The organism is bacterium, assembly GCA_021372515.1.
GTDB lineage: Bacteria > Gemmatimonadota > Glassbacteria > GWA2-58-10 > GWA2-58-10 > JAJFUG01.
Genome location: JAJFUG010000208.1, coordinates 1 through 12,189, shown reverse-complemented (window position 1 = coordinate 12,189; position 12,189 = coordinate 1). Strand labels below are relative to the sequence as shown.

The following is a 12,189-nucleotide window of genomic DNA, read 5'->3' as shown; positions in this document are numbered from 1 at the left end:
TCCGTAAACACTTAAGATTGACGCAGAGTCTCGGTTTGGACGAGTTTGCGGCCCCCGCTGGCTTTGCTGCTTTGGCCGAAACCAAAGCAGAAATGAGACGGTCAGCTTCAAACTGCAAGTTCCTAACCGGACAATGCTGGTGGGCCAGGAAAGACAGCCGGATATAATCCGCCAGGAGCCAGAGTCCCACCAGCGGCACGAGGTCGGACAGCCCCGCATTCCCAGCCCGGAGATATTGATCGCTATACATTGAGGGTTTCTTGTATTTCTTGGGGGATGGCTACTCGGTCAGGATTTTTCTGCGAAAAATCCCTCCTTTCACCATCCCCCGACCCTTTGAGCATTTCCCCATCTGGGAGGATTTTTGTGCGACAAAGGGATTTTCAGGCTTACCGGCGTGCATTTATCACTTTTGAATGACTCGAAACTTGCGTTTCATTTCTCGGATGATTGCCAGGTTGGCGATCCCGATCGCCGGACAGATCCTGTGGCGCGGGCGCTTATGTGGATCACGCCGAAAAAATGGGCAAGTCATGAATTGCGGCGGAAGACCTAAGGCCGCTCCTCGGGTTCGGCTTCTGGCCGGGCGAGAAAAGCCAGCCGGACAAAGACCGCCAGGAACCAGAGGCCGACCGGCGGCCCGATATCAAACAGCCCGGCATCCCCGGGCGGAGTGGGGAACGTGCCCAGATTGAGCGCCAGCAGCGCCACACTGAGCAGGAGACCCGGAATCCCGAACAGCCTTCCGAAACCCGGCCGCCGCAGCATGGCCAGCGAAAACAGCCCCGCTCCCAGACCGATATAAATATCCCAGGCCACGTCCAGCCCGAGCCAGAGCCCGACAAACTCCGGCGGCGCTCCCTGCGCCGAGGCACGGGCCTTGACCGCCAGTTGCACCAGCAGCATCGCGGTCAACAGAGCACCGGCCGCGAAAGTGAACGCCGAACCCAAGCTTGCGGCGACTGAGGGCCTCTGTCGCTGCAGAGTACGGCTCAAGCCGAGGCCTGCTACTCCAAGCAGCGGCCCCAGGCCGGCTCCAACCAGCACCAGGCCCGCGGGTGGAAGTTTCTGCGAGGCAATCGCGCCATAGAGCAAAATTGCGCACAACCCAGACCAGGCGCCGGTTTTCGCCCAACTGGATGTCGATTCATTCTCGATAGAAACGGCTGGCATCGGGATTCTCCTTCGATTGGTCTGGATTGAGGCTGGATCAATGGAGAGGTATATAACGATAGGACTATGAGGCTGAAAGAAGAGTTTCAATTTTCGGCATAAACAACAAAAGAAGGCCCCGCGTAGCGGCGGAGCCTTCCTCCGGACGGGGTTCTTGGCAGAGCGACCCGCCCGAACCGGCGTACTATCTGTGCGCCCGGATTCAAGCTTTTTTATCGAACAGCAATCCCATCAACTCGTGCAGGGTCCTGGCATTGTCCAGAAAGTCCTGGCTCGGCACCTGGCGGATCAGACGTTTGCTGCGGGCGTCCTTTATCTGCACCACTCTGCGTTCTGTTGACTCATCGATGTAATACCTGGCCTCGAGATCGTATACCTCCAGCAACCGGTTCAGCTCCTGGAGCAGCGCCGAGGAATCCTCCTCGGAAAGTTTTTCCGCTGCTGGGGCCTGGTTTCCCGCAGCCTCTGTCAGCTGTTCGGTTGCTCCGTTCCGTGGATCGGCCCGCCGCGACACCTCCGCAGAAGCGGACCGAGCCATCGAGGACGCCGCGCCGGTGACAAGCGATTCAGTCGGGATGACCCTATCCGTCATCGCTTACCTCCTGCGGCAAAACATTCTTCCATAAGAGCCTTTCCCCCGACCTGTGCCGGCCGGGGGAAAGGGGTCAGTCTCAGCTTATCAGCTGGAGTACGTTGTTCGACAGCGCGTTCGCCTGGCGCAGGAAACTGGTGGCCGAGGTGAACAGTATCTGTCCGGTGACGAACTCGATTACCTCCTTGGAGTAATCCAGGTCACGTATCTGTGATTCGCTGTTCTGCAGGTTCAGGCTCGCCACCTGCAGGTTGGAGATCGTGCTCTCCAGGCGGTTGGAGACCGCGCCCAGGGTGCTGCGCTGGGCCGAAACCGTGTTGAGCGCGTTGTCGACCGCGCGGATGGCCTGGTTGGCCAGGTTCTGGTCGGTCAGGTTGATCTTGTCCACCTGCAGGGCCTTGGAACTCATGGTGTTGATCTGTGTCGAGAGTTCCTGGCCCGCCGCAGCGCCGATATGGAAAGTGAGCGGCCGCGGCGAGACCTGCAGGACGAAGTTCTGGGCGCCGGAGACCGAAAGCGGCCGCACCACGCTGAACCCGGCCACCGTGGTGGAGCCGCCGATCGAGATGTCGAGATTGGTGCGGAAATTCAGGTCCACGCCCTGGATCAGGCCGCTGGCCCGGTCGCCGCTGACTTTCAGCGATTTCTGGGTCGTCGGTCCGCCGTTGGCGCCGATGTCGGTCACGGTGAGGGAGAATATCGGGCTCTTGCCCTCCTGGATCTCCGAGAAGCCGAACGCGCTGAGCGAGGAGGCGTCCCCGCCGAATGTTATGCGCCGTCCCGGCTCGGGAGTTACTATATAGAGCTGGGTCACGTTGTCCGCGCCCACGTTGGTGGCCACGCCCACCAGCTTGTCACCCACGGCGGAGGGATTGCCCACACTGAGGTCGGTGGAGGTGGTCGGGTCGTTCATGGCCAGGGAGATGCGCTGGGTGACATCGTTCAGGGTGTCGGTGCGGAAGAGCGTAACATCCACCAGGTTGTTCGAGGAATCGGAACCGAGTTTGATCGTGACACTGTCCACGCCGGAGCCGAATACGCCGAAGTCCTGGAAGCGGCTGATCGACTGGAGCTGGGTGCTGGCCTGGGCGTTGGCGACATTACCGTTGCTGTCGATGGTCACGAAGACCTCGGAGGTCTGTACCTGGAGGCGTCCCAGGTCCTGGGCGCTCACCGTGATCGAGAACAGCCCGCCGGCGCCCACATCGCCCACCGTGATACCGTTGATGCTGTCGGGGTTGTTGGTGCTGACCAGGGCGCCCACGTTGCCGTTGAGCAGCTTGATCGAGTTGTACTCGGTGGCGTTGGCGATGCGGTCGATCTCGTCGATCAACTGGTCCACTTCGTTCTGGATGGCCAGGCGGTCACGGCTGGTCAGGGTCCCGTTGGCCGCCTGCACCGACAGCTCACGCATGCGCTGCAGGATGTTGTTGTTCTCGGCCAGGGCGCCCTCGGCGGTCTGCATCAGCGAGATACCGTCCTGGGCGTTGGCGATGGAACGCTCCAGCCCCACCACCTGGGCGCGCAGGTTTTCGGCGATGGTCAGCCCGGCCGCGTCATCCGCAGCCCGGTTGATTCGAAGTCCCGAGGAAAGACGCTCGAGCGACTTGGTCACCCTGTCACTGGCAATTCCCATTTGCCTTTTCGCCAGTAGCGCCGGGATGTTGGTGTTGATCGACAATCCAGGCATTTGATCCTCCTTGATGCCGGGTCCCGTCCGTTCACCCGGGTCGGTTTATGTGGTTACCCTGTATCGCTCTGCGATGAGTCCCACTGGTCCCGACCACCGGACTGATGGGTGGGTGACGGTGTGCGGCCGTCACGGACCCATCGGCCCGGATGAACCCTCCGGCGCGGACGGTGCGCCCGGTCTCTCCTTTTCCCGCATCTGGCGGCGACCGGATAACGGAGGAAGGTGGAGAGGACCGGTGTTGCGCTCCAACCGCGTCAAGGGCGGTCAGGATACAGCGTTTGTAAGCGTTCTCGGGTTATGCCTGGGAAAGTCTGCGAAATGAAAGGCCGGGGCGGGCGTACTGCGCGGCGGGACAGGCGGACAGTATCCGGAGCTTGGTTGCCGGACACTGTCCGCTGCCTGCGGAATCCCCGTGACGCTTCTTCGCGGATTTTCCCTTGCCGGGCCGGACGGTTGCAGCCGTTGACGGACCGGGTTACTGCACTCGATCACGGTCGCCGAAATGATGCGCGACGGCCGGAATTCTTGTTTTTTCTTTGGATTGCCGAGAGAAGGAACACCGGGAGGTACTTCAGGGAAAGATAATCATAAAGGAGGTGAATGCAAATGCACAAACCACTCCTCCGACTCTCACCCCAGTTTGCCAGGTCTCTTCTTCGCGGAATCCGATTCAGCCAAGCCGCCGGGGAAATTGCAGTTTCGCCTCGACAGCCTTTGTCACCGGTTGCAGCGGTCACTACGGCCGAATTCTAATATCGTATATCGGCAAGGTGCTGGATATCTTTAATCTTTTTTTTTACGCTTTTTTTGCCGTGTTCAAAGATCGGATGGCCTGAATACGGGCGGAAAAAATTGCGTGAAATGTGAGAACAATCTGCACTCTTTGCCGGTCCCGGAGCCCGGATTCCGGCGGTCCCGGATACTGTCCGGCCCAGCGCCGGAGCGTCCGCAGGGGCGCCGCAGAGAGGCCAAAAATGATGTAATTGATTGAAAAACAAATTAATAACGAGTGGAGAGAGGCTTGGTGGGACCGTCCCCCGCAGACAGAAATGCCGCGCCTGGCACGCAGACGCGGCATACTGGGGTACGGAACTTGCTCTGTCGGAAGTCGCACCCCAATTCTTGTCGCCCAGGATGGGCTTCAAGGATGCTTCTTCGCGGAAGAAAGGTGCAGGGCTTTTGAAGTTGCAGCTTCAAAAGCCCATTTTTTGTATAAAAAGCCGGCTCCGGTGACATACCCCCGGTCCCCGGAGCCGGCTTGCACTTCATACAGCAGATCTGTAATTACCTGCGGTCATCTCTCGATCGCTTTCCGTTAGAACCTGCCGGTCACATTACAGTCTCACCTTCCACTCAGACGGCTCGGGCCATTATCCCCGGATCAGGCTCAGCACGTTGTTGCTCAGCGCGTTGGCCTGGGTCAGGAACGAGGTGGCGGAGCTGGTCAGGATCTGCGACGAGGTGAACTTGATCACTTCGTCGGAGAAGTCCAGATCGCGGATCTGGCTTTCGGACGCGCTCAGGTTTTCCTCGGCCACGTTCAGGTTGGCGATAGTGCTTTCCAGACGGTTCTGCACGGCGCCCAACTGGGCTCGCTGACTCGACACCTGGCTGATCGCCACATCGATCGACTTGATCGACTGCTGGGAGAAGAACTGGTCCGAGACGTTGAGCCCGGCGATGCCAAGGCTGGTCGAGGACATATCGCCGATCTGCGTGTTGAGGTAGTTGCCGTGGTTCGGGCCGATCTGGAAGGACAGTGGACGCGGCGAAACCTGCACCACGAAACCATCCGGTCCGGCCAGGGCGTTCTGGACCACCTTGGATACCTGGTAGGCGTTGATATCGTCCTTTGCCGTGGCGCTGATACTGATATCGAGTGTAGTGCGGAACCGCAGGTCCACCCCCTGGATCAGGCCGCTGGCCGTATCACCGTAAACGCGGGAGACACGGTCCGGGATCGTGCCGGAGCCGATATCCTTCACTGTGATCGAGAAGATCGGGGAGACAGCGGTCTGGATCTCGTTGAAGCCGAGGGCCGAAAGCAGCGAGCTTTCGCCACCGAACGTCATTGAGCGTCCCGGCTCAGGAGTGGTCACCACGATAGAGGTGGCGCCCACACCGCCGCCGGCCGGGGCCAGACCGACCTTACCGATGGACACCAGAGTGGCTCCGTCGGCTATGGTTGCGGCCATGCCCAGATCGAGGACCGAGTTGGGGTTGTTGATCGCCAGGGACATTTTCTGGGCCAGCTGGCCCAGGGTGTCGGTGGCGAACACCTGGATCTCGGCGATCCGGTTGCTCGAATCGGTGCTCATGGTCAGAGTGACCGAATCGATGCCGCCGGTGAACACACCGAAATCCTTGAAACGGCTGATCGACTGGAGCTGGGTGGCTGCGTTGGCGTCGATCGGGTCACCGTTTTCCTTGATCGTCACGAACAGCTCGGAGTTCTGGACCTGGAGCTTTCCGATCGAGACCGCGGAAACTGCCACCGAGAACGTGCCGCCGACTCCCACGTTACCCACGACCAGACCCTTGATGCTGTTGATCGGGTCATCGGTGGAAACCAGGGCGCCGACATTACCGTTGAGCAGGTTGATGCTGTTGAAAGTAGTGGTGGCGCTGATGCGGTCCACTTCGGCCAACAACTGCGTGACTTCATCCTGGATCGCCTTGCGGTCGCGGCTGGTCAGCACACCGTTGGCGGACTGGACGGCCAGGAAGCGGATACGCTGCAGTACGTTGTGGGTTTCGTTCAGACCACCCTCAGCCGTCTGGATCAGCGAAATAGCATCCTGGGAGTTGGACACTGCACGGCCCAAACCTTTCACCTGGGCACGCAGATTTTCTGCGATCGACAGGCCGGCTGCATCATCCGCGGCCCGGTTGATTCTCAACCCAGATGACAGTTTCTCAAGGGATTTGCTGGTCGCACGGTTGTTGATCAGCAGATTCCTTCGTCCGTTAAGGGCCGCAACATTTGTATTAAGGGCTAAAGCCATCTTGAATCCTCCTTGATCGTCTGTTAAGGTCTCCATACCCAACAGCGCGTTCTACATATTCTCCACTTTCCTGCGGATAGGGTTCAAACACATGAAACTATCCACTCAGTTTCATGTCAACCTCCTGGTTGGGAATTGTTCTGGCATCGACCGGATAATTTTGTTTTCCATATGGGAAAATAGTTCTCTTTCGGCGTTGTATTTCTCATCTCGGTTGCCCGGATAAGAGGGTCGATACACCTTGGCGCATGCCTACTTACAGGGTGCCTGGGCGCTCAAATGCGCCTCAGATGCGCAAATGCTGTGTGCGATGGCTCGAACTTGGTCGACTGGCAGGGTTATCCGGAAAGCTGGTATGAGGATTGCAGTACAACAAAACGGCACAATCTACATCATACCAAAATGGGTCCACTTTCCCGGGTAGACCTGCAACTTATCAACTGGTGTAATTGTGCTTCCGGGCTTTTGGAGTGGCGGCTCCAAAAGCCTTTTTTTTTGTTGTGCTTCTCTTGGCCTGCCAGATTTGGTCACACTTTGTCGATCACCCCCCGGGGTTGCACATCCCCGAAGGCTGTCTGAGGGTAATTCGAGCTATCCGGTCGCCGCCGTACACATGCAATGCCGATGAAACTATCGGCTATACTCCTATATCGGCAGTGTAAATTGAAAGTTTAGAATTTTTCAAAATAATTTTGGACGGCAGTCGCCGCGGCGGAGGAAGTGAATTCTTCCGCCGTGACTGTTCCGGTGAAAACCGGGAGGGATATTTTTCCTGCGGCGACGGCTCCGGGCCCGGCCCGGGCAGAACCCGGGCCGGGCCTCAGGGAGCCTGGCGGAATTACTGGATCAGGTTCAGAATATTGTTGCTCAGCGCGTTGGCCTTGGACAGGAAATTGGTGCCCGAGGCGGTGAGTATCTGCGCGGAAGTGAACTCGATCACCTCGCTCGAGAAGTCCAGATCGCGGATCTGGCTCTCCGAGGCCTGCAGGTTCTCCTTCGCGACGCTGAGGTTGGCTATCGTGCTTTCAAGGCGGTTCTGAATCGCACCGAGTGTGGAACGCTGCGCCGAGACCAGATCAATCGCCCGATCGATCGGCTTCAGCGACTCCTGGGCCAGGAACTGATCGCTCACGTTGATACCCTCTATGCCGAGTGACTTGGAGGTCATGTCTCCGATTTGAGTGTTGATGTAGTTGCCGTGGTTCGGGCCGATCTGGAACGAGAGCGGCCGCGGCGAAACCTGCACCACGAACCCGTCCGGACCTGCCAGTCCGTTCTGTGTGAGCTTGGAGATATGGTAAGCTCCAACCGAATCGGTGTCGACGCTGCTCAGGCTGATATCCAGGGTGGTGCGGAACTTGATGTCCACGCCCTGGATCATGTTGCTGGCCCGGTTACCGTAGACACGCTGGGTCTTGGTCGAAATCCTGCCCTCACCAATATCTTTGACTGTCAGCGAGAACACCGGCAGCACGGCGGTCTGGACCTCGTTGAACCCCAGGGCGGTCAGCAGAGAGGCGTCCCCGCCGAACACCAGCTTACGGCCGGGCTCGGGAGTGGTGATCAGGATGCTGGTCGCACCTGCGGAGCCGCCGGCCGGAGCCAGGCCCACACTGGCGATGCTCACCAGCTTGGCTCCGTTGCTGATTCCGGAGGCCAGACCCAGGTCTGTGGTGGTTGAGGGGTCGTTGATCGCCAGGGAGACTTTTTTCATCAGGGCGCCCAGGGTGTCGGTGGCGAACACCTGCACCTGGGTTATCTTGTTGTCCACATCGCTCGACATGGTCAGGGTCACCGAGTCCTGGCCGCCGGCGAACACTCCGTAGTCACTGAAACGGCTGATCGACTGCAACTGCGTGTTCATATTGGCGTCGCGCGGCACACCGGCCTCGTTCACGGTGACGAAAGTCTGGGAGTTCTGCACCTGCAGCTTGCCCAGGTCGATCGCATTGACCGCGACCGAGAACGTGCCGCCGCCGCCCACGTTGCCCACGATGATGCCGGTGATCGAGTTGGGGTCATCGGTCGAGACCAGGGCGCCCACGTTGCCGTTGAGCAGATTGATGCTGTTGAAAGTCGTGGTCATGGCGATACGGTTGACCTCGTCGATCAACTGCCCGACTTCATCCTGCACGGCCTTGCGGTCACGGCTGGTCAGCGTGCCGTTGGCCGACTGGATCGCCAGCTCGCGCATGCGCTGCAGCACGTTGTGGGTCTCTCCCAGCGCACCCTCTGCGGTCTGGATCAGCGAAATGGCATCCTGCGAGTTGGCCACCGCCCGGTCCAGGCCCTTGACCTGAGCACGCAGGTTTTCGGCAATCGTCATCCCAGCGGCGTCGTCCGCGGCCCGGTTGATCCTCAGGCCACTGGAAAGGCGCTCGAGGCTCTTGGCCTGGCGCTTGTTCTGGACCAATAGGTTCCGCCGGGTGTTTACGGCCGGGATGTTGGTGTTGAGTGTCAGTCCAGCCATCGGAAAATCCTCCTTGATTCAGTTTCGGTAAGCATCCTTACTCACCCATAGCTGTTCATTTTTCACCTTGCCGTCACAGGGCGCGGCGCTCTCTGCCTTGCCTGCGTCAATCCCGCGCGGCCGTTCACATCCGGGAGCACGTTTTCTCTGCGAACGCACCCCTCCCGTACTGGGGCATTGCTGCCAGTTCGCCGCTACACTCCTCCTTTTCCGGCGTTGGATATAGCTATCCACAGTTGGCGGTTTCTCGATCTCATGTGGGTCCGGGACAGCCGCCGCGTCGACTTCCGCCGCAGCCGCATCCCGCTTTTCACACCAGACCCGTCCTCCGGCCTGCGGTTCCCATCCGGGCGCAGAGCTTCCCCCTGACCGTATCGCTCCGGTCCCTGGAGGGTCTGGGATTGCCGCAGCGCTTGCCTTGCGGCTGGTGCGGGCAATCCGGCCTGGCTGTTGTGCTGGGAATCAGGTCGGACCTGTGATGTGGGGATTCAGCCTGTCATGGGCGGACCTCCTTGTCCGTATCGGATCTTCCTTGATCCGTCGATTCAGGGTTCACAGCATCGGGGCCGCAGCTCAAGCCGGAGGGTGCGTTCCACCCGCCCGAGCCGGACACAATACCCCGAGGGTTTATGAAACTGACTATGTTTCTCGTTCTCTTTTTACTCCGGGCGTTCTCCGCCCTCCGTTTCGAAACATCCACGTTTACCGACTGAGCCAATACAATACTTATATGTTAGCTTCCGTATGTCTTTTTCCGTCACCTGCCGCCTGCAGTGTCCACACCCCAGGCAGCTCTGCCGTTCACACCGGCAGGTTCACAACTATCCCGCTCAGCCGCCGATCAGGGTCAGCACCGTGTTGCTCAGGGCGTTGGCCTGGGCCAGGAACGAGGTGGCCGACTGGGTCAGCACCTGGAGCGAGGTGAAATTCACGATCTCGTTCGAGAAGTCCAGGTCGCGGATCTGCGACTCACTGCTCTGCAGGTTCTCGGTGGCGATCTGCAGGCTCTGGATCGTGCTTTCCAGACGGTTCTGCACGGCGCCCAGGTTGGCGCGCTCGGCGTTCAGGCGGTTCAGGGCCACATCCACCGTCCGGATCGACTCGCCGGCCAGGGTCTGGTCCACGATGTTGATCCCGTTGATTCCCAGGCTCTGGGCGCTGATGTCGCCGATCTTGGTCGAGAGTATATCGCCCTGGTTCGCGCCGATCTGGAACACCAGCGGGCGCGGGGTGATCTCGAGCAGGAATTTCGAGCTGTCCTGGTTCTGGCTCACCACGAGCTTCGGGATGTTGAACCCGCCCACCTGGGTGGTCGAGGCCCCGGAAAGGCTGATGTTCAGAGTGGTGCGGAATTTCATGTCCACGCCTTGGATCAGCCCGGAGACACGGTCGCCGAACACCTTGAGACTGCGCGGGATGTAACGGGCGAACGGTGCGGAGATATTATTCACGGTCACCGAGAACACCGGCGGCTGGGCCTCCTGAATTTCGGTGAACCCGAAAGCGGACAGGGTCTTGTCATCGCCGCCCCAGACCAGGCGACGGCCGGGCTCCGGGTTGACCACTGTGAGCACGGTGCCGCCAGGCTGACCGCCGGAGGGGCTTTCGCCGACCGAGGCGATACTGACCAGTTGGGCTCCGTTGGAGATACCGCCGCCCAGGTTCAAGTCCGTGGTCAGGCTCGGGTCGTTGATCGCCAGCGAGATACGGCCCTTGACAATCTCCAGCGTATCGGTGGCGAACAGCTCGATGTTGGTCACCTGGTTGCCGCCGTCCGAGCTGAGTGTCAGGTTCACACTGCGCACTCCACCCTCGAACACAGCGAAATTCTTGAAGCGGCTTATCGATTGCAATGTGGTATCAGCCGTGGCGTCATACACGTTGCCCTTGTCATCCACCCGGGTCATGATACCGGAACCCAGCAACTGGTTACGTCCGAACATCCGTCCCCCACCCGGGGCGGCGGCCACGTTGATCGCTACGGAGAAAATACCGCCGTCGGCCACGTCGCCGACCACGATCCCGTTCATGTCCAGGGGGTTGGAGGTGCTCACCAGGGCCGAACTGTTGCCGTTGAGCAGGTTGATGCTGTTGAACGTTGTGGTGGAGCTGATCCGGTTGATCTCGTCGATCAGCAGCGAGACCTCGTTCTGGATCGCCTGGCGGTCGCGGCTGGTCAGGGTGCCGTTGGAGGCCTGCACCGAGAGTTCGCGGATTCGCTGGAGGATGGAGTTGCCCTCGTTCATCGCGCCCTCGCCGGTCTGGATAAGCGAAATTCCGTCCGAGGCGTTGGTGATCGCCCGGTCGAGACCGATGACTTGCGCGTGGAGGTTTTCGGCAATGGTGAGACCGGCGGCGTCATCGGCGCTGCGGTTGATACGCAGACCGCTCGACAGACGCTCCATGCTCGTCTTGAGCTTGTCGTTCACCCGTATGAGGTTACGGCGGGCGGTAATAGCGGAAATGTTGGTGTTCAGTGACAGAGCCATCTCATCCTCCTTGATGATCCAAAAGCATCCTTGCTTTAAGGAGCTCTGTAGTCGTGCGGGGGCGTTCCCTGCTCCCGCTCGATTATTTTTTGCTGCCTGTGGAAACCGGTGCTTTTGCTCCAGTCCTGTTAAGTGGTCGCAAGATTGTGCCGCGTCGCGGCCTGCGCCTGGGTGCGCACCCTTCCTGGGTACGACAGCGCCTTGGCCTGCGTCGAGTGCGGCTCGCTGCGGCTTGCCTGTTGTGATTATCGGTCAGCCGGGTGAGAGACTTTAGAAAATCGTATGGAAACCGTGGTGGATGATCGACGTGAAAATCGGCAGATTGCCTGATTAAGCGGCTTTCAGCGTAGAAGGACCGCGCGCACGGGCGAGGCTTCCACCCCGTCCAGCTTGAGCGGAAGGCAGATCAGGGTGTACTCGCCGGGTGGCGCCGCCGCCAGGTCGATCCCCTCCAGGATCAGCGCACCGGCAGTCAGAAGCGCCCGGTGCGCCGGGTAGTCGTGGCTGTCGAACGGGTCAACCGAGTAGTAGTCCAGTCCCACCAGCGGCACGCGCAGTTCGGCCAGGTGCCGGGCGGCCCCAGCCGTCAGGTGGACATATTTTTCCGAGAAGCGGCGGCTTCGCACCAGCCCGCTGGCCGAGTTGGCGGTCTTGAACAGCACCGCGCGCTCCACCGGCAGGTGCAGGGCCAGCAGTTCTTCCTGCTCCACGGCTTTGGGGTTGTCGCTTTCGACCACCAGCGCGGGCAGGATGAAGCGCTCGGGCGG

General features: G+C 59.9%; 7 protein-coding genes and 1 pseudogene. All 8 read right to left on the bottom strand.

The window, feature by feature from the left end:
• Positions 1–552: 552 nt before the first annotated feature.
• On the bottom strand, positions 553–1,173 hold the full coding sequence (locus tag LLH00_18765; protein ID MCE5273325.1) for a hypothetical protein: 621 nt from the start codon (positions 1,171–1,173) through the stop codon (positions 553–555).
• A gap of 202 nt (positions 1,174–1,375) precedes the next feature.
• Positions 1,376–1,765 (bottom strand): flagellar protein FlaG, encoded by a 390-nt coding sequence (locus LLH00_18760; GenBank protein MCE5273324.1) that lies wholly within the window; start codon positions 1,763–1,765, stop codon positions 1,376–1,378.
• Between the two features lie 79 nt (positions 1,766–1,844).
• The gene (locus LLH00_18755; protein ID MCE5273323.1) at positions 1,845–3,455 is read right to left on the bottom strand and encodes a hypothetical protein; all 1,611 of its coding nucleotides are present in this window, start codon (positions 3,453–3,455) and stop codon (positions 1,845–1,847) included.
• A 1,373-nt stretch (positions 3,456–4,828) separates the two neighbouring features.
• Complete coding sequence (locus tag LLH00_18750; GenBank protein ID MCE5273322.1) at positions 4,829–5,161, bottom strand: hypothetical protein; 333 nt, start codon at positions 5,159–5,161, stop codon at positions 4,829–4,831.
• A gap of 882 nt (positions 5,162–6,043) precedes the next feature.
• Positions 6,044–6,463 (bottom strand): annotated as a pseudogene (locus tag LLH00_18745) (flagellin).
• Between the two features lie 838 nt (positions 6,464–7,301).
• Positions 7,302–8,933, bottom strand: a complete 1,632-nt coding sequence (locus LLH00_18740; GenBank protein ID MCE5273321.1) for a hypothetical protein — start codon at positions 8,931–8,933, stop codon at positions 7,302–7,304.
• Between the two features lie 830 nt (positions 8,934–9,763).
• On the bottom strand, positions 9,764–11,422 hold the full coding sequence (locus tag LLH00_18735; protein MCE5273320.1) for a hypothetical protein: 1,659 nt from the start codon (positions 11,420–11,422) through the stop codon (positions 9,764–9,766).
• A gap of 341 nt (positions 11,423–11,763) precedes the next feature.
• On the bottom strand, positions 11,764–12,189 hold a 426-nt coding region (locus LLH00_18730), incomplete at its 5' end, for a cyclase family protein (GenBank protein MCE5273319.1).